At 69.6% G+C, this 23,938-nt stretch carries 20 protein-coding genes; 6 read left to right on the top strand and 14 right to left on the bottom strand.

What is annotated here, in order from left to right:
* Together sucD and sucC are read right to left on the bottom strand one after the other, a co-directional pair.
* A partial coding sequence (sucD, locus tag JWR33_RS02050; RefSeq protein ID WP_297408982.1) for a succinate--CoA ligase subunit alpha occupies positions 1–812 on the bottom strand: 812 nt, incomplete at its 3' end.
* A gap of 31 nt (positions 813–843) precedes the next feature.
* On the bottom strand, positions 844–2,007 hold the full coding sequence (sucC, locus tag JWR33_RS02045) for an ADP-forming succinate--CoA ligase subunit beta (protein WP_297408980.1): 1,164 nt from the start codon (positions 2,005–2,007) through the stop codon (positions 844–846).
* A 267-nt stretch (positions 2,008–2,274) separates the two neighbouring features.
* On the opposite strand from sucC, the gene JWR33_RS02040 reads away from it, so the two are divergent.
* Positions 2,275–2,619 carry an Lsr2 family protein gene (locus JWR33_RS02040; RefSeq protein WP_297408979.1) on the top strand — a complete coding sequence of 115 codons (345 nt, stop codon included), beginning with the start codon at positions 2,275–2,277 and terminating at the stop codon, positions 2,617–2,619.
* 45 nt (positions 2,620–2,664) lie between these two features.
* On the opposite strand, the gene JWR33_RS02035 is transcribed toward JWR33_RS02040, so the two are convergent.
* The 3 genes from JWR33_RS02035 to JWR33_RS02025 form a co-directional block, all read right to left on the bottom strand.
* The gene (locus JWR33_RS02035) at positions 2,665–3,219 is read right to left on the bottom strand and encodes a low molecular weight phosphatase family protein (protein ID WP_297408977.1); all 555 of its coding nucleotides are present in this window, start codon (positions 3,217–3,219) and stop codon (positions 2,665–2,667) included.
* Positions 3,216–5,162 (bottom strand): polysaccharide biosynthesis tyrosine autokinase, encoded by a 1,947-nt coding sequence (locus tag JWR33_RS02030; RefSeq protein WP_297408975.1) that lies wholly within the window; start codon positions 5,160–5,162, stop codon positions 3,216–3,218. Before JWR33_RS02030 ends, JWR33_RS02035 begins: the two co-directional genes overlap by 4 nt.
* A 198-nt stretch (positions 5,163–5,360) precedes the next feature.
* Complete coding sequence (locus JWR33_RS02025; protein ID WP_297408974.1) at positions 5,361–7,688, bottom strand: UvrD-helicase domain-containing protein; 2,328 nt, start codon at positions 7,686–7,688, stop codon at positions 5,361–5,363.
* 249 nt (positions 7,689–7,937) lie between these two features.
* Here JWR33_RS02025 and JWR33_RS02020 point away from each other — a divergent pair, with 249 nt between their 5' ends.
* Positions 7,938–8,741, top strand: a complete 804-nt coding sequence (locus tag JWR33_RS02020; RefSeq protein ID WP_297408972.1) for a Bax inhibitor-1/YccA family protein — start codon at positions 7,938–7,940, stop codon at positions 8,739–8,741.
* 284 nt (positions 8,742–9,025) lie between these two features.
* Here the strand turns inward: JWR33_RS02020 and guaA are convergent, their stop codons facing one another.
* The 9 genes from guaA to guaB form a co-directional block, all read right to left on the bottom strand.
* Positions 9,026–10,573, bottom strand: a complete 1,548-nt coding sequence (gene guaA, locus JWR33_RS02015) for a glutamine-hydrolyzing GMP synthase (protein ID WP_297408970.1) — start codon at positions 10,571–10,573, stop codon at positions 9,026–9,028.
* Between the two features lie 91 nt (positions 10,574–10,664).
* Positions 10,665–11,111, bottom strand: coding sequence for a DUF3817 domain-containing protein (locus JWR33_RS02010; protein ID WP_297408968.1), 447 nt, complete (start codon positions 11,109–11,111; stop codon positions 10,665–10,667).
* Positions 11,112–11,120: 9 nt separating this feature from the next.
* Positions 11,121–11,987 carry an SURF1 family cytochrome oxidase biogenesis protein gene (locus JWR33_RS02005; RefSeq protein WP_297408966.1) on the bottom strand — a complete coding sequence of 289 codons (867 nt, stop codon included), beginning with the start codon at positions 11,985–11,987 and terminating at the stop codon, positions 11,121–11,123.
* Positions 11,987–13,306, bottom strand: coding sequence for a cation:proton antiporter (locus JWR33_RS02000; protein ID WP_297408964.1), 1,320 nt, complete (start codon positions 13,304–13,306; stop codon positions 11,987–11,989). Before JWR33_RS02000 ends, JWR33_RS02005 begins: the two co-directional genes overlap by 1 nt.
* 3 nt (positions 13,307–13,309) lie before the next feature.
* Positions 13,310–13,834 carry a TrkA C-terminal domain-containing protein gene (locus JWR33_RS01995; RefSeq protein WP_297408963.1) on the bottom strand — a complete coding sequence of 175 codons (525 nt, stop codon included), beginning with the start codon at positions 13,832–13,834 and terminating at the stop codon, positions 13,310–13,312.
* A gap of 18 nt (positions 13,835–13,852) precedes the next feature.
* Positions 13,853–15,583, bottom strand: coding sequence for a glycerol-3-phosphate dehydrogenase/oxidase (locus JWR33_RS01990; protein WP_297408960.1), 1,731 nt, complete (start codon positions 15,581–15,583; stop codon positions 13,853–13,855).
* A 44-nt stretch (positions 15,584–15,627) separates the two neighbouring features.
* The gene (locus JWR33_RS01985) at positions 15,628–16,746 is read right to left on the bottom strand and encodes a GuaB3 family IMP dehydrogenase-related protein (RefSeq protein WP_297408987.1); all 1,119 of its coding nucleotides are present in this window, start codon (positions 16,744–16,746) and stop codon (positions 15,628–15,630) included.
* 90 nt (positions 16,747–16,836) lie between these two features.
* Positions 16,837–17,772 carry a type IV toxin-antitoxin system AbiEi family antitoxin domain-containing protein gene (locus JWR33_RS01980; protein ID WP_297408958.1) on the bottom strand — a complete coding sequence of 312 codons (936 nt, stop codon included), beginning with the start codon at positions 17,770–17,772 and terminating at the stop codon, positions 16,837–16,839.
* A 154-nt stretch (positions 17,773–17,926) separates the two neighbouring features.
* Positions 17,927–19,429, bottom strand: coding sequence for an IMP dehydrogenase (guaB, locus tag JWR33_RS01975; RefSeq protein WP_297408956.1), 1,503 nt, complete (start codon positions 19,427–19,429; stop codon positions 17,927–17,929).
* A 240-nt stretch (positions 19,430–19,669) separates the two neighbouring features.
* Here guaB and JWR33_RS01970 point away from each other — a divergent pair, with 240 nt between their 5' ends.
* The 4 genes from JWR33_RS01970 to JWR33_RS01955 are packed head-to-tail and all read left to right on the top strand — an operon-like array spanning position 19,670 to position 23,877.
* Positions 19,670–21,121, top strand: a complete 1,452-nt coding sequence (locus tag JWR33_RS01970) for a branched-chain amino acid ABC transporter permease (RefSeq protein ID WP_297408955.1) — start codon at positions 19,670–19,672, stop codon at positions 21,119–21,121.
* An 18-nt stretch (positions 21,122–21,139) separates the two neighbouring features.
* Entirely contained in the window at positions 21,140–22,114 is a 975-nt protein-coding gene (locus JWR33_RS01965) for a branched-chain amino acid ABC transporter permease (protein WP_297408953.1), read from the top strand.
* Positions 22,107–23,030 (top strand): ABC transporter ATP-binding protein, encoded by a 924-nt coding sequence (locus tag JWR33_RS01960; protein WP_297408951.1) that lies wholly within the window; start codon positions 22,107–22,109, stop codon positions 23,028–23,030. Before JWR33_RS01965 ends, JWR33_RS01960 begins: the two co-directional genes overlap by 8 nt.
* Positions 23,020–23,877, top strand: coding sequence for an ABC transporter ATP-binding protein (locus JWR33_RS01955; protein WP_297408949.1), 858 nt, complete (start codon positions 23,020–23,022; stop codon positions 23,875–23,877). Before JWR33_RS01960 ends, JWR33_RS01955 begins: the two co-directional genes overlap by 11 nt.
* Positions 23,878–23,938: the final 61 nt, after the last annotated feature.

Below are 23,938 nucleotides of genomic sequence, written 5' to 3'. Positions count from 1 at the left end.
TCGAGGGCCTCCTTCTTGGCCTGCGCGGTGCCGGACGAGCCGGACACGATCGCGCCGGCGTGGCCCATCGTCTTGCCCTCGGGGGCGGTGAAGCCCGCGACGTAGCCGACGACCGGCTTGGTGACGTTGTCCTTGATGTAGGCCGCCGCCCGCTCCTCGGCGTCGCCGCCGATCTCGCCGATCATCACGATCGCCTTCGTCTCGGGGTCGGCCTCGAATGCGGCGAGCGCGTCGATGTGAGTCGTCCCGATGATCGGGTCGCCGCCGATGCCGACGGCGGTGGAGATGCCGATGTCGCGCAGCTCGAACATCATCTGATAGGTCAGCGTGCCCGACTTGGAGACGAGCCCGATGGGGCCGGGGCCGGAGATGGTCGCCGGGATGATGCCGGCATTGGACTTTCCGGGGCTGATCACGCCGGGGCAGTTCGGGCCGATGATCCGCGTGGTCCCGCCCTTCGCCTTGGCGGTCGCCCAGAACTCGGCCGAATCCTTCACGGGGATGCCCTCGGTGATGACGACCGCGAGCGGGATCCCGGCCTCGATCGCCTCGAGCACCGCGGACTTCGCGAAAGCCGGCGGCACGAAGATCACGGAGACGTCCGCTCCGGTGGCCGCCATCGCCTCGGCGACGGTGCCGAAGATCGGCAGCCTGGTGCCCTCGATCTCCACCTCCGTGCCCGCCTTGCGCGGGTTGACGCCGCCGACGATCGCCGAGCCGGACTTGAGCATGCGGCCGGCGTGCTTGGTGCCCTCGGAGCCGGTCAGACCCTGGACGATGATCTTGGAGTTCTCGTCGAGAAGAATCGACATGTCTGCTGCTTCCTGCTCTTCCTGTGCCGGCTCAGGCGTTCGCCAGCTCGGCGGCCTTGTCGGCCGCGTCGTCCATGGTGTCGACCACCGTCACGAGGGGGTGCGCGGCGTCCGCGAGGATCTGCCTGCCCTCCTCCACGTTGTTGCCGTCGAGGCGCACGACGAGCGGCTTGGTCGCCGCGTCGCCCAGCTTGTCGAGGGCGCCGACGATTCCGTTGGCGACCGCGTCGCAGGCGGTGATGCCGCCGAAGACGTTGACGAAGACGCTCTTGACCTGCGGGTCCCCGAGGATGACGTCGAGTCCGGCCGCCATCACCTCCGCGGATGCGCCGCCGCCGATGTCGAGGAAGTTGGCCGGCTTGACGCCGCCGTGCTTCTCGCCCGCATAGGACACCACGTCGAGCGTGCTCATCACGAGCCCTGCGCCGTTGCCGATGATGCCGACCTGGCCGTCGAGCTTCACATAGTTGAGTGAGCTCTCCTTGGCCTTCGCCTCGAGGGGGTCGATGTCGCCGGCCTCGGCGAGCGCCGCGTGACCCTCGTGACGGAACTCCGCGTTCTCGTCGAGGGTGATCTTGCCGTCCAGCGCGATGATGTCGCCCGACTCGGTGAGCACGAGGGGGTTCACCTCGACCAGGGTCGCGTCCTCGTCGCGGTACACCCACCAGAGCCGCTCCAGCACGGGGACGATGCGCTCCAGCAGCTCGTCGGGGAAGCCTGCCGCACGCGCGATCTCGGCGGCCTTGACTCCGTCGATGCCGACGAGCGGGTCCACCTCGATGCGGGCCAGGGCCTCCGGCTTCTCGACCGCGAGCTGCTCGATCTCCATGCCGCCCTCGACGCTCGAGAGGGACAGGTAGGACCGGTTGGCGCGGTCGAGGAGGACCGAGAAGTAGAACTCCTGCGCGATCCGCGCCCCTGCCGCCACCATCACCCGGCGCACGATGTGGCCCTTGATGTCCAGGCCGAAGATCGCCTCCGCAGCCGCCTCGGCGTCCGCCGGATTGTGCGCCACCTTCACGCCGCCCGCCTTGCCGCGGCCTCCGGTCTTCACCTGGGCCTTGACGACGACGGTGCCGCCCAGCTTCTCCGCGGCGGCGCGGACCTCGCTGGGGGTGTCGGCGACGATGCCGGCGAGCACGGGTACCCCGTAGCTCTCGAACAGGTCACGGGCCTGGTACTCGTATAGATCCACGCTTGTCTTCCGGTGCTTCGTCGGAACGGCCTCCGCCAGTGGCCGGAGATGGGACGACTGGAACTCTACCCCTCTCTCCCCCGGCCCTCGACCGCCCGGACGTCGCGGAAAAACTGCCCAGCTGGACGGTTTGCATTCTTCCCACTAATGCATATGCCGGCTGATTCGCGGGAACGGCTCGGATATCCCTAAACTATCTGGTGCGGTCGATAACGACCTTCCTTTCCCGCAACCGCCTCCCCCTAATAGATTGATGAGAGCAGCCACATGGCACAGAAAGTCATTGTCGAGACCGTTGACGATCTCGATGGAAGCGTGATCACCGACGGGTCCGGCGGAACGGTCGCGTTCTCCTTCCAGGGGCGCTCCTACGAGATCGACCTCTCCGAGGAGAACCGCGAGAAGCTCGAGGCGGCGCTCGACCCGTTCATCAGCAAAGCCCGCGCGACCGGGCAGCGCCGCCGGGTTGCGGAGCCCGCCAGCAGCCGCGGCGGCTCCGGCGGCAACCGCCTGCAGGAGGTCCGCGAGTGGGCCCGCGCCAACGGCCATGAGGTCTCCGACCGCGGCCGCATCGCCAAGGCGATCCAGGACGCCTACGAGCAGGCGCACTGACACCACCCGCGCATCGGCGCAGTCGACGGCTCTCGGCCGCGGGGTTCAGCCCCGGCGGTCGAGGGCCGTCGCTATCTGCGCCACCGCATCGTCGATGAGCGCCGCGGCGACCTGGTACTCCGCGAACGAGCGCCGGTACGGGTCGGGGATGTCGTCCTCTCCCGGCCGGGCGTAGCCGCGGCGCGCGGCGGCCGCCGCGACCACCTCGGCGGGCGTCCCGGCGGCTGCCAGATCGACGGGATCGACCGAGGCCAGCAGCCGGGCGAACTGCAGGATGGTGAAGGTGTGCCGGGAGGCCCGCGGGGACAGCTCGACGACCGCCCCTCGGTGCTCGCGCGCCGCCGTCAGCACCAGGTCGGACTCGTCGATGAGGGCGCGCGTGATCCGGCGGGCCACATGGCCGTCCGGCTCGCCCCCGTAGGCCCGCGAGAGCTCCGCGGCCTCACCGGGCATCGCGGCGCCCGGCGTGGCACCCGTCCCCGCACTGCTGAAGGCGACGCCACCCTCGCTCGTCCTGGCCCGCAGGAGCTGCTCGGCAATCGGCGAGCGGCAGATGTTCCCGGTGCAGACGACGAGGACCCGGAAGCCCCCCTCGGTCATCGCGAGTTCTCGCGTGAGGCCGAGCCGGAGGGGCGGGCGCCTCGCCGGCTTCGCAGCGCGACGAGCGTCGGGCGTGCCGCCGGCTTTGCGGCGGCCGCGCCGTCCGGCTCGTCCCCGTCGAAGAGGGTGGGCGTCGGGTAGTCCTCGTCGAGCGGCTCGGGCACCGCGGACTTCGGCGCGATCGGCCGCTTGCGCGGGGCCGGCTTGACGGGGCGGGCGACCGCGGCCTCGTCGGCTGCGGAGGGGCTGGGCTTCGCGGTGACCCGTCGGGTGCCAGCCGGAGCGCCGGACCTCGGGGCGCTCCCCGCGGGGCTCTTCCGCGCGGGCGAGGTGCGCGCGGAACTCCGCGCGGGCGGAGCTTCGGTCGAGGCCGCGGGGCTCTCGCCGGCCGGCGCTGCCTCCTCGGACGGGGCCGCGGACGCTGCCACGGTGGCCTTCGCCACAGGCGCCGGGGGCGAGGACGGGGCAGGAGCCTCGGCGACCGCAGTGGACCGCCGGGGACCGGCGGCGTCCCCGCTGCTCGGCTCGGCGGGACGCGGGACCACGGTGTCGGCCAGGGGCTCCCACGCGGGGTTCTCGGCCGGGTCCGCGATGTCGCCGTAGCCGTAGCCGTAGCTGTACGCGTCGGGTCCCTTGGTGGGGAGCATGGAGAGGACGAGGCCCACCGGCTTCACCTCCACGTTCTCGAGCGCCGCGATGGTGGCGCGCAGCTGCGCCTTGCGGGTGCGGCCCGCGGCCACGACGATCACCGTGCCGGACACATGGGTCGCGAGGACCGCCGCGTCGGTCACGGGCAACAGGGGCGCCGCGTCGAAGAGCACATACTCATAGCGCTGCTCGAGGCGGGCGATCAGATCCACCATGGCGGTGGAGCCGAGCAGCTCGCTCGGGTTGGGCGGGATCCGGCCGGCCGGGAGCACGTCCAGATTGCCCCTGCCCCACGGTTGCACGAGGTCGTCGAACTCGGCCCGGCCGATGAGCAGGTCGGTGAGTCCGGCGGCCCCTTCGAGCCCCAGCATGTCGGCGAGGCGGGGACGGCGCAGGTCCGCGTCGATGACGACGACTCGGCGGCCGGCGTCGGCGAGCGCGATCGCGAGGTTCGCGACGGTCGTGGTCTTGCCCTCGCCCTGGACGGCGGAGGTGAACACGAACGTGCGCCGGGAGCTGCCGCCGCCGAGGAACTGGAAGTTCGTGCGCAGGGAGCGGAAGGACTCCGCGCGGATGCTGCGCGGATCGTCCTGCACGATCAGCGGGCGCTCCTCCGCCTTGGTGTCGAACGGGATGCCGCCCACGATGGGCGCATCGGTGACCGACTGCACGTCGTGCTCGCCGCGGATGCGGGTGTCGAGGGTCTCGCGCAGCACGGCGACGCCGAGGCCGAGGGCCAACCCGATGAGCGCACCGAGGGCCAGGTTGAGCGGGATGTTGGGGCTCTCGGGCGAGGTCGGCACAAGGGCGTCGGTCACCTGGGTGATGCGCACGGGGGACGCGCCGTCGCCGACTGCGGGCGCCTCCACGGCGGCCACCGCGGCGGAGAGGTTCTGGGCCGCCGAGTTGGCGAGGTCCGCGGCGAGCGCGGGGTCGGTGCTTGTCGCGTCGATCTGGATGAGCGTCGTGTCGAGCGGCGCCGTGGCAGTGATCTGCTTCGCGACGTCCGTCACGGTTGCCTCGATGGCGAGATCGTCGATCACCGGCTGCAGCACCGCGGGCGTGCTGACGAGCTCCGCATAGGTCTTCACCTTGTTGATGATGAGGGTGTTGCCCTGGGCGAGATCGCTGACCGTCTCGCTGCTCTGCACGGACACGAAGACCTTGGCCGACGCGGAGTATTCCGGCGTCTTGAGGAACGAGTACGCTGCGGCGGCCCCGATGGCCACGAGCGCGATGGCGGTGATGAGGATCCAGCCCTTTCGGACGATCCTCAGATAGTCGCGGAGTTCCACGTGGCGTAATCCCCCTGGGCTCGGGTGTGATGTGCCGGCAGCACTGTGTGCATAGACCCGGTCCTCGCTATCGAATTTAGCGGTAAGCAGCGCCCAAGCCGCGAATCGTAACCCAGAGGTAATCGAAACGTCATGAGCGAAACACCCCGTACAGCCTCTGCGGCGCTCTCATCCAGGGAGTTGCGGCGCTTCCCCGGCTCAGCCGATCTTCTCGATCGGCGCCACCTTGATCAGGAGGCGCTTGCGGCCCGCGGTGTCGAACTGGACCTCCGCGATCCGCTTCGGGCCCTCACCGGTGACGCCCGAGACCCGGCCGTCGCCGAAGTCGGTGTGCCGGATGCGGTCGCCCGCCTGCAGCATCAGGTCGCCGTTGTCGCGGACCTGGTTCGTGACCCGATTGGCCCATTCGGTCTTGGGCTTGGGGGGCGCGTTCGGCACGCTGTAGGCGCCGCCGTAGCCGTCCCGGCGGGCGTTGAGCGCGCGCGGCTGAGTTCCGCCGCGGCTGGTGGCCATGCCCGGCGACTGCCGCCAGTCGATGAGCTCGGCGGGGATCTCCTGCAGGTAGCGGCTCGGCATGGCCACCGACACGTCGCCGTACTGCGCCCTCGTCATGGCCAGCGAGAGGAACAGGCGCTTGCGGGCGCGAGTGATGCCCACGTAGAACAGCCGGCGCTCCTCGGCGGGGCCGCCCGGCTCGCCTGCGGACATGCGGTGCGGCAGCAGGTCCTCCTCGACGCCGGTGAGGAATACCGCCTCGAACTCGAGGCCCTTGGCGGTGTGCAGCGTCATCAGGGACACCGTCCCGCTGCTGTCGTCGAGGTCGTCGACGGCAGCGACGAGGGACACCTCGGTGAGGAAGTCGACGAGCGCGCCCTCGGGGTTGTTGCGCTGGAACTCCTTGGTCACCGCGACGAGCTCCTCCACGTTCTCCGCGCGGGCCTCGTCCTGAGGATCCCGGGAGGCGCGCAAGGCGTCCAGGTAGCCGCTCTGCGCGATGAGGAGGGAGAGCACCTCCGGCACGCCGTCGCCGGGGGCGGTCGGGAGGCGCGCGGCGACCGCCGTCGCCTCGTCGAGGAGGTCCGAGAGTGCGGTGATGGCCGCGGTCACCTTCGGCCCGAGCCCGAGCTCGGCGGCATGGCGGAGCGAGTCCCGGAAGGTGATCTCCTGCTTCTCGGCGTAGGTCGCGAGCAGCGTCTCCGTGGCCGGGCCGATGCCGCGCTTCGGGGTGTTGAGGATGCGCCGCACCGCGAGCGTGTCCGCCGGGTTCGCGACCGCGATCAGGTACGCCATGGCGTCCTTGATCTCGGCCCGCTCGTAGAACTTGGTGCCGCCCACGATCTTGTAGGGCACCGCCGAGCGGATGAGGATCTCCTCCAGCGCGCGGGTCTGGGAGTTGGTGCGATAGAACACGGCGATGTCGTGGTACGCCATGCCCTTCTCGTGCAGCGTGGCGATCTCGTCCGCCACGAACTGGGCCTCGTCGTGACCCGAGTAGCCGGTGTAGCCGACGATCTTCTCGCCGTCGCCGTCCGCGGTCCACAGCTTCTTGTCCTTGCGGTCGAAGTTGTTGGAGATGACGGAGTTGGCCGCCGTGAGGATGTTCTGGGTCGACCGGTAGTTCTGCTCGAGCAGCACGACCTTCGCGCCGGCGAAGTCGCGCTCGAACTCGACGATGTTGCGGATGTCGGCGCCACGGAACGCGTAGATCGACTGGTCCGAGTCGCCGACGACGGTGAGGGACGCCGCCTCCGTGGCGGCGAGCAGGCCGGGCTCGAGCTCGGCGGGCTCCTTGGTGAGCTCCCGGATCAGCGCGTACTGGGCGTGGTTGGTGTCCTGGTACTCGTCGACGAGGATGTGCCGGAAGCGCTTCTGGTAGAGCGCGGCGACATGCGGGAAGGCGCGGAACAGGTACACCGTCTGCGCGATCAGGTCGTCGAAGTCGAACGCGTTCGCGCTCGACAGCGCGCGCGAGTACCGCCGGAAGATCTCGACGAACATGACCTCGTTGGGGTCCTGGAAGTTCGCCTGCCGGGCGTAGGTCTCCACGTCCGTCAGCTCGTTCTTGAGCTTGGAGATCTTGGCGGAGGCGGTGGACACCGTGAAGCCGAGCACGTCGGCCTCGAGGTCCTTGAGGATGCGCTTGATCAGCGCGCGGGAGTCACCGGAGTCGTAGATGGTGAAGTTCTTGCTGTAGCCGAACTGCTCGGCCTCGCGCCGGAGGATGCGCACGCAGGCGGAGTGGAAGGTGGAGATCCACATGCCCTCCGCAGCACGCCCCACGAGTCGCGTGACGCGATCCCGCATCTCGCTCGCCGCCTTGTTGGTGAACGTGATGGCAAGGATCTGGCTGGGCCACGCCTCGCGGGACTCGAGCAGTCCGGCAATGCGCCGGGTGAGGACGCTGGTCTTGCCAGAGCCTGCTCCGGCGACGATGAGGAGTGCCGGGCCGCGGTACAGCACTGCTTCGAGCTGCTGGGGATTGAGTCCCTCGAGCAGTGGGGAGGAGGTCTCGACCGTAGTGCTCATGAGGCATCGAGTCTAAGCGAGGGTGCCGACAGCGGGGCCGGGCGGGGCGCGCGGGGGATGGCCGGCCACCGCCTGCCTTCCGGCTTCCCGGGATCCTGCGGGTCCGAGCAGGGGGATTCGACTGCGCCTGCGGCGAACTGGCCGTGATCTGGGTGTCCTTTCAGCGGAATGGCACGGTCGGTCAGGTAAATTGGAGGCATTGTCACTTCCCCGACCGGGACCGTCCCGATCAGAGGGAGATGAGGAGCCATGGCATCGTCCAACCCCGCATTCTCGAACAGCCCCGCCTTCAACAGCCGGGGAGTCGATTCCGTCATCAACACGCCGAGCGCTGACGAGCTCGACGCGCTGTACGCGCGGCCCTCCGCCAGCCCGGTCCAGACCGACCGGATGACCTACGAGGACACCATCGTCAAGACGGTCAGCCTCTTCGCGGTGCTGCTCGCCACGGCGGCAGTGGCCTGGTTCATCTGGCCGCTGGCGATCGTCGGCCTGATCGGCGGCTTCATCCTCGGCCTGGTCAACTCGTTCAAGCGGCAGCCGTCGGTTCCGCTGATCGTCGCCTACGCGGCGTTCGAGGGCCTCTTCGTCGGTGGCATCTCCTCGTTCTTCGAGGCGGCCTGGCCGGGTGTCGTCTTCCAGGCGACGCTCGCGACGCTCGTCACGGTGGGCGTCGTGCTCGCCCTCTTCGCGAGCGGCAAGGTCCGCGCCTCGGCCCGCGCCACGAAGATCTTCCTGGTCGGCATCATCGCCTACAGCCTCTTCTCGCTGGTGAACCTCGGCCTGATGATGTTCAACGCGCCCATCGCGGGCGGCCCCTTCGGCCTCAACTCGAACGCGACGATCATGGGCATCCCGCTCGGCATCATCATCGGCGTCTTCGCCGTGCTGCTGGCGGCCTACTCGCTGGTGCTCGACTTCGACTACATCAAGCGCGGCGTCGACGGCGGCGCCCCGCGCAAGTTCGGCTGGCAGGCGGGCTTCGGCCTGATGGTCACCGTCGTGTGGCTCTACGTGGAGTTCCTCCGCATCTTCGCCCTGGCCCGCAACTGACAACAACAAAGAAAAGGGGGCGGCCATAGGCCGCCCCCTTTTCCATGCCCGCGAAGATACGCCCACAACGGAAGGGCAGCACATTCGAGATATGACGGACTAAGGACGGCCCCAAAGGGGCCTCCGCAGTCCGTCCGATACCGCACTTCAAAAGCGAGCGAAGCGATGCGGGTGGGGGTGGGGCTCGCTTCCGAGGCGAGTTTTGCGGCGCACGCTTGCGCCGCAACTGTCTGAGAAGCGGAAGCGAGCCCCGCCCCCACCACCCCAGTCACCTCAGGTTGACGTCATTCCCACTCGATCGTCCCCGGCGGCTTGGAAGTGACGTCGAGCACGACCCGATTCACCCCGGCGACTTCATTGGTGATCCGATTGGAGATGCGGGCGAGGACGTCGTAGGGCAGCCGCGTCCAGTCGGCGGTCATCGCGTCTTCGGACGACACCGGGCGCAGCACGATGGGGTGCCCGTAGGTGCGCCCGTCGCCCTGCACGCCGACGGAGCGCACCTCGGCGAGGAGCACGACGGGGCACTGCCAGATATCGGAGTCGAGGCCGGCGGCGGTGAGCTCGGCGCGGACGATGGCGTCGGCCTTCCGCAGGAGGTCGAGGCGTTCCCGGGTGACTTCCCCGACGATGCGGATGCCGAGGCCGGGTCCGGGGAACGGCTGGCGGGCAACGATCACTTCGGGGAGTCCGAGTTCGCGGCCGATGGCCCGCACCTCGTCTTTGAAGAGGGTGCGGAGCGGTTCGACGAGTTCGAATTTGAGGTCTTCGGGGAGCCCGCCGACGTTGTGATGGGACTTGATGTTGGCGGTGCCGGTGCCGCCGCCGGATTCGACGACGTCGGGGTAGAGGGTGCCTTGCACGAGGTAGCGGATGCTCTCGCCGTCGGCCTGCGCTTCGAGCACGAGTGCCTCAGCGGCGTCTTCGAAGGTGCGGATGAATTCGCGGCCGATGATCTTGCGCTTCTGCTCCGGGTCGCTCACGCCGGCGAGCCCGTCGAGGAAGCGGTCGCTGGCCTCGACCGTGACGAGCCGGACTCCGGTGGCGGCGACGTAGTCCTCCTGCACCTGGCGTGCCTCGTCCTGGCGGAGGAGGCCGTGGTCGACGAAGACGCAGACGAGCTGGTCGCCGACGGCGCGCTGCACGATCGCGGCGGCCACCGCCGAGTCGACCCCTCCCGAGAGGCCACAGATGACGCGCGCCGAGCCGACCTGGGCGCGGATCCGCTCCACCTGCTCGGCGATGACGCTGCCGCTGTTCCAGTCGCCGGGAATGCCGGCTGCACGGTGCAGGAAGTTCTCGATGACCGCCTGGCCGTACTGGCTGTGCTTGACCTCGGGGTGCCACTGCACGCCGTAGAGCTTGCGCTCGTCGCTGGCGAACGCGGCGACCGGGGTGGCGTCGCTGCTCGCGAGCACGTCGAAGCCGTCGGGGGCGCGGGACACGGAGTCGCCGTGGCTCATCCACACGGTCTGGCCTGCGGGCTGGCCGTCGAGGAGGGTGCCTTCTGTGCTGATCGCCACGCTGGTGGAGCCGTATTCACGGCGGCCGGTGTGGGCGACTTCGCCGCCGAGCTGCTGTGCCATCACCTGGAAGCCATAGCAGATGCCGAGGACCGGGACCCCGAGTTGGAGGATGCCGGGATCGAGAGCGGGCGAGCCTTCCTCGTAGACGCTCGACGGGCCTCCGCTGAGGACGATGCCGACGGGGTTCCTGGCGGCGATCTCCGCTGCGGTGACGGTGTGCGGCACGATCTCGGAGTACACGTTGGCCTCGCGCACCCGGCGCGCGATCAGCTGGGCATACTGTGCCCCGAAGTCGACCACGAGCACGGGACGCGCGTCGGTGGGCGCCCGGTCGCCCGGACCGCGCCCGTCGGGGGCGGCGTTCAGGCTGTCCCGCGGGCCGGGATTGTCGTTCTCGCTAATGGCGGGCCTCCGTTGATGCGGGCGTGGGCACCGCGGCCTCGCGCGAGGCGAGGTGCTCCTTCACCTCACGGGTGATGCGGCGCTCCGTGAAGAAGGACAGGAGGGGGACGACGCCGCCGGCCGCGATGAGCAGGAACCGGGTGATCGGCCACCGCAGGAAGGTGATGAGCACGAAGTCGGTGACGAGGTAGGCGAGGTAGAAGTAGCCGTGGGTGATCTGCACCGCGAGGCTGAGGTTGACCGCGGTGTGCGCGTTCACCGGCACCAGCGCGAGGAAGCCGCCCGGTCCGCCGAGCTCGGCCTCGAGGCCGAATCCGTACTTGAGGACGATCTCGACGACGAGGATCAGGAGGAAGATTCCGGTCGCGTAGGCGAGCACCCGGTACGCGGCGAGCGCGCCGCGGATCTTCGGGAAGTCGGAGACCCGGGGGGCTGTGGGCATGGGTCCAGTCTACCGGCGCGGGAGGGGGTGGCCCGGGACGGCGGGCTCGCCCGTGCCCTCCTCTGCGGGCACGGCGGCGCCGGTCGCATCCTCGGGCCCGTCGACGGCGGCGCCGGCGAGCTCGAGTTCGCTCTCCTCCCGCTCGCGCTCGGCGATGTCCTTCATCAGCCGGTACCAGATGTACAGGGCGACGACGGAGAACAGCGCCCACTCGGTGGCGTAGAAGAGGTTGAGGAAGTTGAGCTGCACCTCGTCGGAGGGCGGCGGTGACCAGATCGGCTGCAGCGACCCAACGGTGTCCTCGATCGTGAGGTAGCCGGCGTAGGCGGAGTCGACCTCTGTCCACTCGTTGATGAGGGCGGAGACGGCCAGGTCGGTCGGATAGGCCGCGTCGTCCGCCGGGACGGTCGGGTCCTCGCTCTGCTGGTAGCGCCCCACCAGCACGGTCGGCAACGGCTCACCGGCATTCGCGGCTGCCGCCTCGTCGAGTGCGGTCTGCTCGTCGGGGGTCCAGCCGAGCGCGACGGCGAGGGAGACGTCGTCGGAGGTGACGAAGTGGCCGGTCACCCAATAGCCGGAGCGCCCGTTGTCGAGGCGGTCGGCGAGCACGGCGAACTCGTCGGGGGTCCAGCTCCCGTCCACGCTCACTCGCTGGCCGACGGCCTCCCCGGTGGCGCTCTGCTGCGGCTCGGCGACGTCGGAGAGCGCGCGAACCTGCTCGGTGGTGCGGTTGACGACGGTGCCGTTCTGGATCGCCCGGCCGAGCTGCCACTGCCCGAACAGGGCGAAGCCCACGGCGACCGTGATCGCGAGCACGAGGAATGCCAGCGAGCTGGGGCGCAGCATGATGGCGACGAGCGGAGATCTGGGATTCATCAGTATTCGGGCTCCCGGGGGCGGACGGGTCGGCCGTCGGTGTCGGACTGCTGCGTCGCCTGCTCGACGCGAGCGTCGAGGGCGACGGTCTCATCGTCCTCTTCCTCGTCGGGCTCCGCCTGAACGGCAACCGGCTGGCCGGACGGGCGCGGACGGCCGAGACGCACGACGGCAGCGCCGATCCGCTCCGAGTTGGCCGCCAGGATCGGCCCGATCACGGCCATGATCAGCACGTAGAGCCCTGCGAAGGCCGCGATCCGCTGGTCGAGGCCGGCGGCCAGGGACAGGGTGGCGAGGATCAGCGCGAACTCGCCGCGGTTCTGCAGGATGGCGGTCGTGTTGATCCCGGCCCGCACGTCGAGGCCGTTGAACCGGGCGACCAGCTGGCCGGCGATGATGTTGAGCACGATGGTCATCAGCACCGCGCCGAGCACCGGCAGCAGCACTCCGGGGAACTGGCCGGGATCGAGGGAGAGCCCGAAGTTGAGGAAGAAGAAGGCTCCGAACACGTCCCGCAGCGGCACCGCCACCTGCTCGATCCGGTTGCGGTGCCGACTGGCGCCGAGCACGAGCCCGATGAGGAAGGCGCCGATGGCGTCGGTGACGCCGAGCACGTCGCCGATCCCCCCGAACAGCACGGCGAGGCCGACGAAGGCGATGGTGAACAGTTCCGCGTCCCGGACGCGGAACAGCCGGGTGACGACCCGGCCGCCCCAGCGCGCGATCGCGAACATCACGAGCAGGAAGGTGAACGCGACGACCAGCTTGAGCACGATCGGCCCCGGCTCCGTCTCGCCGGAGAGCACGACGGACACGACGGCCAGGTAGACCGCGATGAAGATGTCCTCCACCACGGTCACCCCCAGGATCATCGGCGTCTCCGGGTTGGCGAGGCGGCCGAGCTCGATGAGGAGCTTGGTGACGATCGCACTGGAGCTCGTCGCCGTCATGCCGGCGATCACGAGGGCCTCCTGGGTCCCCCAGCCGAGCAGGAACCCGTAGCCGAAGCCCACCGCGAGGTTGACCAGGATGTAGGTGCCGCCAGAGAGGAGGAGTCGGCCGGCGTTGCCCAGGAAGGCGTCCTGGTCGAACTCGAGGCCGAGGTTGAACAGCAGCAGGATCAGGCCGAAGACCGCGATGAGCTCGATGTTGGCATTGTCGAACTCGAGCGGGATCCACTTCGTGCCAGGGCTCGCCAGCAGGCCGACGAACATGTAGATCGGGATGGCGGGGAGGCCGATGCGTCTCCCGAGCCGGCCGAGCGCGTGCGCGGCGACCAGCAGGATCCCGAGGACGATGAGGTCTTGGCCGAGGTGCATCGCCTAGGGCCCGGTCGGTGTGGCCGTCTTCGGGCGCAGCTCGCCGGTCCGATAGAAGCTGAACGCCTTCGCGACCTTCTCGGGTGAGCCTGCCACGACGAGGGTGTCTCCGGGAAATACCTTGAACGAGTCATCGGGGGCCGGGTTTGCGGAGTCGCCGCGCACGACCGCCACGACGGTGACGCCGATGACGCCGTGATCGGTGAGGCTGCCGAGCCGCTGCCCGGCGATGTGATCGTCGTAGTCGACCGAGAACCAGTCGATGGCGAGGCCCGGAATCTGCTCGAGCGCGCCGAGCGACTCGGTGATCTGGGTGCCGCCGAGGAGCTCCGCGAGGGTGTGCGCCTCGTCCTCGCTGAGGCGCAGCGAGATCTTGCGGGCGCCCGGCCCGCCGTCCTCGTCGGAGAAGGTGATCAGGTCGCTGTGGCCGGAGCGATGCGCGATCACGCCGACCTTGCCGCCGTCGTCGGTCACGAAGGTGTGCAGGACCCCGACGCCGGGCAGCTTGACCCGTCGAACCTCAGCCATGGACGTCCTCCCCGCGGATCACGATGTCGCCACGATGTCGGGTGCCTCGAGCCGGATCCGGTCCGCGGACTCGTCGTCGGGCTGCAGCTGGCTCTCCCGCTCGGCCTGCACGCGGCGCAGGTAGGTCTGCACCTCCCGATCGATGCGCTCCTCGTCCCAGCCGAGCACCTCGCCGAGCAGGCGCGCCGCCACCGGCGCGGCCGAGACGCCGCGGTCCCATGCCTCGATCGAGATGCGGGTGCGGCGGGCGAGCACGTCCTCCAGGTGCAGTGCTCCCTCGTGCGTCGCCGCGTAGATCACCTCCGCCTCGAGGTAGTCGTCCGCTCCCGGCAGGGGCTCGGCCAGCTCGGGACGCTCCCGGAGGAGGTCGAGGATCTCGTCCGTCATCACCCCGTACCGGTTGAGCAGGTGCTCGATGCGCACGCGGTGCACCCCGAATGCCCGGGCGATCTTGTTCCTCTTGTTCCAGGCCGCCTGGTAGCCCTCCGCGCCGAGGAGGGCGATGTTCTCGGTCGCCGACGGGGCGATCTTGCCGTCGAGGGCGGCGACCGCGGCGTCGATCGCGTCCTTCGCCATGACCCGGTAGGTCGTCCACTTGCCGCCCGCGACGACGACGAGGCCGGGGACGGAGTGGGTCACGATGTGCTCGCGGGACAGCTTCGAGGTCTGGTCCGACTCGCCGGCGAGCAGCGGGCGGAGGCCCGCGTAGACCCCCTCCACGTCCTCGCGGGTGAGCGGGACGGCGAGGATCTCGTTGACGTGCTCGAGCACATAGTCGATGTCGGCGGCGGTGGCGGCGGGGTGCGCCTTGTCGAGCTGCCAGTCGGTGTCGGTGGTGCCGATGATCCAGTGCCTGCCCCACGGGATGACGAAGAGCACGCTCTTCTCGGTGCGCAGGATCACCCCCATCTTCGACTGGAAGCGGTCCCGGGGCACCACGAGGTGGATGCCCTTCGAGGCACGCACCTTGAACTGGCCGCGCTCGCCCACCATCGCCTGGGTCTCGTCGGTCCAGACGCCCGTGGCGTTGACCACCTGCTTGGCCTTGATCTCGAACCGCTCGCCGGTCTCGAGGTCGTGCGCCTTCACGCCGACCACCCGCTGGCCGACCTTGAGGAAACCCTCGACGCGCACTCGGCTCGCCACGTGGGCACCGTAGGCGGAGGCGGTCCGGGCGAGGACCGCGACATAGCGGGCGTCGTCGACCTGGGCGTCGTAGTAGGTGAGCCCGCCGGTGAAGGCGCTGCTCTTGATGCTCGGGATGGCGCGGAGCATCTGGGTCTTACTGAGGTGCCGGTGATGCGGAACCCCGGGGGGACGCCCGCCGCTCCAGCTGAACACGTCGTAGAGCGCCATGCCTGCGCCGATGTAGAACCGCTCCCACACCCGGTGGGTGAGGGGATAGAGGAAGCGCACCGGCTTGACGAGGTGCGGGGCGAGGCGCTGCAGGAGCAGGCCGCGCTCGATCAGCGCTTCCCGGACCAGGCCGAAGTCGAGCTGCTCGAGGTACCGGATGCCGCCGTGCACGAGCTTCGAGGAGCGGCTGGAGGTGCCGGACGCCCAGTCGCGCGCCTCGACCAGTCCCACACTGAGTCCGCGGGTGACCGCGTCGAGGGCGCTGCCCGTTCCGACGATCCCGCCGCCGATCACGAGGATGTCGAGGTCCTTGACCTTGAGCTTGGCGATCGCGGCCGCACGCTCCTCCGGTCCGAGCTTGGACGAGAGCGAGACGTTGTTTCCCTGGGCCATGATTCCTCCCTTGCGCGATGCGGCGACCGCCCGCGGCGTTGTGACTAACCCACGCGGTACGGCGCGACGACGACCTCGACCCGCTGGAACTCCTTGAGGTCGGAGTAGCCGGTGGTGGCCATTGACTTCTTCAACGCTCCGATCAGGTTGACTGTTCCATCCGCCACTGGGGTGGGGCCGAACAGGATCTGCTCGAGCGGGGCGACCTTGCCGACCTGCACCCGGTTGCCGCGGGGCAGCTCGGGGTGGTGCGCCTCGGGGCCCCAGTGCCAGCCGTCCCCGGGGGCGTCCGTCGCGCGGGCGAGCGCGGTGCCGAGCATCACCGCGTCGGCGCCCATTGCGATCGCCTTGACGATGTCGCCCGCGGTGCCGAGTCCGCCGTCGGCGATGACGTGCACGTAGCGGCCGCCGGACTCATCGAGGTAGTCGCGCCGAGCGCCGGCCGCATCCGCGATCGCGGTGGCCATCGGGGCGTGGATCCCCAGCGTGGTGCGCGTGGTGGATGCCGCTCCCCCACCGAAGCCGGCGAGCACGCCGGCGGCGCCGGTGCGCATGAGGTGCAGGGCGGCGGTGTAGGTGGCGGCCCCGCCCACGATCACCGGCACGTCGAGTTCGTAGATGAACTCCTTGAGGTTGAGCGGGGTGCGCCTCTTGGAGACGTGCTCGGCGGAGACGGTGGTGCCTCGGATGACGAAGAGGTCGACGCCCGCCTCGACGACCGTGCGGTAGTGCTCCTGAGTGCGCTGCGGGCTGAGGGCGCCCGCGACCGGGACGCCGGCTGAGCGGATCTCGGCGAGGCGGCTCTGGATGAGCTCGGGCAGGATCGGCGCAGCGTAGAGCCTCTGCATCGCGCCGGTGACCTCGCCGGGCGGGAGGGCGCGGAGCTCCTCCAGCTTGGACTGGGCGTCCTCGTAGCGGGTCCAGAGACCCTCGAGGTTGAGCACGCCAAGGCCACCGAGGCGCCCGAGCGCGATCGCGGTGGCCGGCGAGGAGACGGAGTCCATGGGCGCCGAGAGCACGGGGATGCCGAAGTGGAACGCGTCGATCGTCCACGTCGTGGAGACGTCCTCCGGATCGCGGGTGCGCCGGGACGGCACGACCGCGATGTCGTCGAAGGCGTACGCCCGACGAGCCCGCTTGGCGCGTCCGATCTCCAGCTCCATGCTCACTCCCCCAGCCTACCGACCCCTCGAAGTGCCCGTTCCGGCGGGAAGTGACCGCTTTAAGGGTCACTTCCCGCCGGAACGGGCACTTCAAGCGCGAGGAGTGAGGCCTGCATCCCGAAGCACCCGGTCGAGACGCGCGAGATCGCGGGCATCTTCCCAGCCCCACCGCACCATCAGCCAACCTTGCGCGCGCATTCTGTCTTCGCGCCGCTTCTCCGCGAGGACGATCTCGCCGGCCTCCCGCCCCCGGGTGAATTCCTCGCGCAGGTATTTGCCGCGACCGTCGAACTCACCGAGCAGCCGACGCTGCGGCCACGCGAAATCTGCGAGGCCCACCAGCCCGTGTCTGTCGTGAACCGGAAGCTGCAACTCGGGGCGCGGGAATCCGAGGACGTGCATGCCGGCCCGGCTCAACGACTCTCCGACCGACCCGCTGGCGCCCTCACCGAGCCCAATCGCTGCCTCCGCCCGCGCGGCGCCTGCTCGGACGCCCGTACCCTCGACCGCGGCGAAGAGAGTCGCCCTGACCACCCCCTTCGCGAGAGCCCAGTCGACGGCCGGCAGGGCCGACTGCAGCCCTGTGGTCATCGCCACGTCGGCGACCGTCCGAGGCAGGTCCGTCACGAGCAGCCCCTGCACCCGTTCGATCGACGGCGGGTCTATCCCGATCGCGTGCCGACGGATGTCGCCCTTCGACTTGGCCCCGCTCTCCCGATCCACGGTGATGTCGACGACGCCGGGAAACGGATGGGGCAGAGGAACGCCGTGAACCGCCGCAGCGGTGAGGTGACTGAACACCGGCTCCGTCGTCGCGGCCTCTCGGACCGCCCGGGCACGGGCGATATGTCGGCCACGGTCGTCCAACGAGCGCCACGAGGCGGCGGAGACGTACGCTCCCCGGCGTATCCGGACGAGATCGCCCGCCTCTTGGGCGCGTCGGAGCTCCCGGTCGGCCTCGCCCAGGAGCTTCAGGTCGCGAGGCACGACGAGGTCGCGGCGGGCATAGGGAGGAATCGAGTCCACGCGGTCAGGATGCCCAGTCGCATCCGGCACCAGCGCCGCTTCCGCACGCCCTGTGGCTCAGCGAGACCGCTACCGTCCTGGGGAGGAGAAGCGTTGTGGCCGTTGCGGCGGGAAGTGACCGCTGTAAGGGTCACTTCCCGCCGGAACGGGCACTTCAGCGGCGGTAGTTGGGGGCCTCCACGACCATCTGGACGTCGTGGGGGTGGGACTCCTTGAGGCCCGCCGCCGTGATGCGGACGAAGCGCCCGCGAGCCTTCAGCTCCTCGATGCTGCGGGCGCCCACGTAGAACATGGACTGCCGGAGGCCACCGGTGAGCTGGTAGACGACGGAGGCGACCGGCCCGCGGTACGGCACCTGACCCTCGATGCCCTCGGCGATCAGCTGCTCGTCGCTCGGCACGTCCGACTGGAAGTAGCGGTCGCGGGAGTAGGACGTCTTCTTGCCGCGGGTCTGCAGCGCGCCGAGCGAGCCCATCCCGCGGTACTTCTTGTACTGCTTGCCGTTCACGAACACGAGGTCGCCCGGGCTCTCGTCGGTGCCGGCGAGCAGCGACCCGAGCATGACGGTGTCCGCGCCGGCGACGAGCGCCTTGGCGATGTCGCCCGAGTACTGCAGGCCGCCGTCGGCGATCACGGGGATGTCCGCCTCGACCGCGGCGAGGTAGGCCTCGTACACGGCGGTGACCTGCGGGACGCCGACACCGGCCACGACCCGCGTCGTGCAGATCGATCCAGGACCGACGCCGACCTTGACGGCGTCGACGCCGGCCTCGATCAGCGCCTGGGCGCCGGACCGCGTGGCGACGTTGCCGCCGATGATGTCGATGCCGTCGAAGGAGCTGTCCGCCTTGAGCCGGCGGATGATGTCGAGCACGCCTGCGGAGTCGCCGTTCGCGGTGTCCACGACGAGGACGTCCACGCTGGCGTCGCGGAGCGCCTCGGCGCGCTCCCATGCATCACCGAAGAACCCGATGGCCGCGGCGACCCGCAGCCTGCCCTCCGCGTCCTTCGTCGCGTTCGGGTACATCTCGCTCTTGTCGAAGTCCTTCACGGTGATCAGCCCGCTCAGCCGGCCCTCCGCGTCGACGAGCGGCAGCTTCTCGATCTTGTGCTGGGCGAAGATCGCGATGGCCGAGTCGGGGTCGATGCCGACGGGTGCGGTGATCAGGTTCTTCGTGGTCATCACGTCGCGCACCAGGGTGGTCGACTTCTCGAACGGGGACACGAACCGCATGTCCCGGTTCGTGATGATGCCGACGAGGCGGCCGTCCGGCTCGATCACGGGGAGGCCCGAGACCCGGAATCGCCCGCAGAGGGCATCCACGTCGGCGACGGTGGCGTCGGGGGTGGTCGTGACCGGGTTGGTGATCATGCCGGACTCGGACCGCTTGACCTGGTCGACCTGCGCGGCCTGGTCGGCGATCGACAGGTTGCGGTGCAGCACGCCGATGCCGCCCTGGCGGGCCATCGCGATGGCCATCCGCGACTCGGTCACGGTGTCCATCGCGGAGGACAGCAGCGGCGCGGCAACCCGGATGCGCCGCGTCAGCCGGGACGAGGTGTCCGCCTCGCTCGGGATGACGTCGGTGTGGCCGGGCAGCAGCATCACGTCGTCGTAGGTGAGGCCGACGAAGCCGAACGGGTCGTGCGCGTCCAAGGGAACTCCTCTTGTCGCCGCCGGGCAGGCGGGTGAAATCCATCCCGGAGGCGACGCTGCTAGCCGGTGCTACATATTAACCGCGTACGCCCCATACTCTTCCCGGAACGACCTTGTTCGTTCCGGGAACGATCCGGTCGACTCGGCCGGGAGCGAAACAAGCAGGCAACAAAGGCTCAGTAGGGTCGAATTTCGTTCTCGAGACACAAGCCCCGCACCCCTGGCTCCCCTGGAGGTTCTGTGACTGCCAACGGATACGCCCAGTTGCGGAAGCGACCAAGGGTCGCGGCGCTCGTCGGTGTCCTCGTCGGCCTGCTGGCCGCGCTGAGCGCCTCGGCGCTTCCCGCCACCGCCCTCGGCGTCGATGCGCCCCGCACGTCCGCCGCGGATGTCATCGACCCGGACACCGCTGCGGAGACCATCGCGGTCTGGATCCGGCAGACGAGCGACAAGGCAGGCATCCCCGACGTCGCGGTCACGGTGGAGGGCGACGGCTTCTCGCAGGACTTCACCACGGACAAGGACGGCCGCGTCGCGGTGGGGCTTCCCGGTCCGGGCACCTACACGGTCACCGTCGACGAGGGCACCATCCCCGAGTCGGCCGGCAAGCTGCCCGACGGCTCGAACCCGCGCGAGGTGCGCGTGGTGCAGACCAACAAGAACGTTCCCGCCAACTTCCTCGCCTCCACCACCGCGGGGACCGGCACTGGCTCCACCCCGGCACCGTCTGGTTCCGCGGGCACGGAGGCTCCCGGCGGCACCACCGGCGACGGCACGGGAGCCGCCGTCCCGCAGGCCACCACGAGCGGCACCGGCTTCTGGGGCATCGTCTCGGCCAAGCTCGCGACCGGCGTCATCTTCGGCCTCCTCCTCGCCCTGGCGGCGATCGGCGCCTCGCTGATCTACGGCACCACCGGCCTCAACAACTTCGCGCACGGCGAGCTCGTGACCTTCGGCGGGCTGATGGCCTACGTGCTGGCCGGGTTCGGCGCCCCGGGCGCGGTGGGCATCATCGGCGCGGTGATCCTCGGCGGGCTGTTCGGCTTCGTGCAGGACTCGGCGATCTGGCGGCCGCTTCGCCGCCGACGGGTTGGCCTCATCCCGCTGATGATCGTGAGCATCGGCCTCGCCCTCGCCACGCGCTACATCTTCGTGTTCTTCTTCGGCGCCGACCGGCTCTCGCTGCCGAACAACCCCTCGCCCTTCCTCGTGCTCGGCGCGGTCAGCCTCCGCTTCACCGACGTGCTCGGCGCCGTGCTGAGCATCATCGTGCTCCTTGCGGTGGCGTTCGTGATGCTCCGCACCAAGCTGGGCAAGGCCGCTCGCGCGGTCGCCGACAACTCCGCCCTCGCCGCAGCGTCCGGCATCGACGTGGACCGCGTGATCCGCTCCGTGTGGATCGGCGCCGGCGCACTCGCGGCCCTGTCCGGCGTCCTCATCGCCTACTACCAGGCGCTGCGCTGGGACACCGGCAGCGCGATCCTGCTGCTGATCTTCGCGGCGGTCACCCTGGGCGGGCTGGGCTCGGCGTTCGGCGCACTGGTCGGCTCGATGGTGCTGAGCATCTTCATGAACCTCTCGACGCTCGTGCTTCCGGAGAACCTGAAGTATGCGGCGGCGCTCGTCGTGCTCATCCTGATCCTGCTGTTCCGCCCCCAGGGCATCCTGGGCAAGCGCGAGCGCGTCGGTTAGCGGGGAAGAGAAGGACTCATGAACCTCAACTTCATCTGGCTCGCACTCGGCGAGGCGATCTCACCGACCACAGCCGCGTATGCGCTCGCCACGATCGGCCTGGTCGTGCACTTCGGGTTCACCGGACTGCTCAACTTCGGCCAGGCGGGCTTCATGGCGGTGGGCGGGTACGCGTTCGCCATCACGACGCTCAAGCTCGGCCTGCCGCTGCCGTTCGCCTTCCTCGCAGCGATCCTGGCCTCGGCGGCGTTCGCCCTCGTGCTGGGCATCCCGACCCTGCGGCTGAGGTCCGACTACCTGGCCATCGTGACGATCGCCGCGGCCGAGATCATCCGACTCTCGGTGAAGACACCGGAGCTGACCGACATCACGGGCGGGGCGACCGGCCTCAACGGCGCCGCCGCCACATTCAACGCGCTGAACCCCATTCCGGACGGCCGCTACGGCATCGGTGTGCTCACCTACACGGCGGATCAGCTGTGGGTGCGGGTGCTCGGCTGGGCCCTCGTGCTGATCGCCTGCCTGATCGTGTTCCTGCTCATCCGCAGCCCGTGGGGCCGGGTCATCAAGGGCATCCGGGAAGACGAGGACGCGGTCCGCAGCCTGGGCAAGAACGTCTTCTCCTACAAGATGCAGGCGCTGGTCCTCGGCGGGGTCCTGGGGGGTCTTGCCGGAGCGCTCTTCATCCTTCCGCGCAGCCTGCAGCCCGACAACTACGGCACTCAGCTGACCTTCTTCCTGTACACGATCATGCTGCTCGGCGGCGCGACCACCGTGTTCGGCCCGCTCGTGGGCTCGATGCTCTTCTGGGTGGTGCTGAGCCTCTCCGACGGCCTGCTCTCTCTCGGGGTCCGCTCGGGTCTGCTGCCGCTGACCTCCACTCAGCAGGGCCCGATCCGCTTCATCATCGTCGGGGCGGCGCTCGCCCTGCTCGTCGTCTTCCGCCCGCAAGGGCTGCTCGGAAAGAAGAAGGAGGTGTTCTTCAGTGCCTAAGACCCCCACAGCCGACCTGGTGGCCGGCCCCGTCGCGCCCGGCGTGCCGAAGAGGAACCCGATCATCGTTGCGGACGGCGTGAGCAGGCGCTTCGGCGGCCTCACCGCGGTGGATGTGGCCCACGTGGAGATCCCCGCCAACGCCATCACCGCTCTCATCGGTCCGAACGGAGCAGGCAAGACCACCTTCTTCAACCTGCTGACCGGCTTCGACCAGCCCAATACGGGAACCTGGACGTTCCAGGGCCGGGACCTCGCCCGCGTCTCCGCCTACCGGGTGGCCCGCCGGGGCATGGTCCGCACCTTCCAGCTCACCAAGTCGCTCGGCCTGATGACGGTGATGGACAACATGCTGCTCGGCGCAACGCAGCAGCCGGGCGAGAACATGCTGCGGGCGCTCTTCCGACCGCTGTGGCGCTCCCGGGAGGACGAGATCCGCGTTCGTGCGCAGAGCCTCCTCGAGCGATTCAAGCTCGACACGAAGGCCGAGGATTACGCGGCGAGCCTCTCCGGCGGCCAGCGCAAGCTCCTCGAGATGGCTCGCGCACTGATGAGCGAGCCGCAGCTGGTCATGCTCGACGAGCCGATGGCCGGGGTGAACCCGGCGCTGACCCAGTCGCTGCTCGGACACATCCTCGACCTCAAGGAGCAGGGCATGACGGTGCTCTTCGTGGAGCATGACATGCACGTGGTCCGCGAGATCGCCGACTGGGTGATCGTGATGGCCGAGGGCAAGGTCGTCGCCGAGGGCGCCCCCGACACCGTGATGAGCGACCCCGCCGTGATCGACGCCTATCTGGGCGCACACCACGAGACCGACCTCGGCACCCTCAGCGGGCAGCTGGAGGTCGCGAAGGGCATGGAGTCCGACGTGGTCCGTTCCGACATCGAGGAGGCGGCGAAGGATGCACACTGAGCCGAATGCCGAGGTCATCCTCGAGACGAAGGACCTGTTCGCCGGCTACATCCCCGGGGTCAACATCCTGAACGGCTGCAACATGCACGTGGCCAAGGGCGAGCTCGTGGGCATCATCGGTCCCAACGGCGCGGGAAAGTCGACCCTGCTGAAGGCCGTGTTCGGTCTCGTCGGCATCCGCAGCGGCACCGTCACTCTCGGCGGCGAGGACATCACCGGCCTCAAGGCGGACAAGCTGGTCACCAAGGGCGTCGGCTTCGTGCCGCAGAGCAACAACGTGTTCCCGAGCCTCACGATCGCCGAGAACCTGCAGATGGGGCTCTACCAGAAGCCCAAGATCTACGACGAGCGGCTCCAGTTCGTGACCGGGCTGTTCCCCGAGCTGTCCAAGCGCCTGCGGGCGCGCGCCGGCTCCCTGTCCGGCGGAGAGCGCCAGATGGTCGCCATGTCGCGGGCCCTGATGATGGATCCCAGCGTGCTGCTCCTCGACGAGCCGAGCGCCGGCCTCTCCCCCGTGCGCCAGGACGAGACGTTCATCAACGTGTCCGAGATCAACCGCGCGGGCGTCTCCGTCCTGATCGTGGAGCAGAACGCCCGCCGCTGCCTGCAGATCTGCGACCGCGGCTACGTGCTCGATCAGGGCAAGGACGCCTACACGGGTCGCGGCCGCGAGCTGATGAACGACCCCAAGGTCATCGAGCTCTACCTGGGCACCCTTGCCGCCGATCAGGAGAAGGCCGACCGGAAGAGCGCGGACCCCACGGCGGCGGTGCCCCCCGGCGCCGCGGGACCGGCGCCCCAGGTCGCGGCACGGGCGGTTCCCCCGTCGGCGCCCGACCAGCGCTGAGGCTCGCCGCACCGCCGCGCTGCTCGGCGGGGCCGTGCTCTTCGCGTCCCGGCCCGGATGC

The organism is Naasia sp., from assembly GCF_025465545.1.
Lineage (GTDB): Bacteria > Actinomycetota > Actinomycetes > Actinomycetales > Microbacteriaceae > Naasia.
The sequence above is the reverse complement of the archived record's forward strand: the minus strand, read 5'-3'. Positions and strand labels throughout refer to the sequence as shown.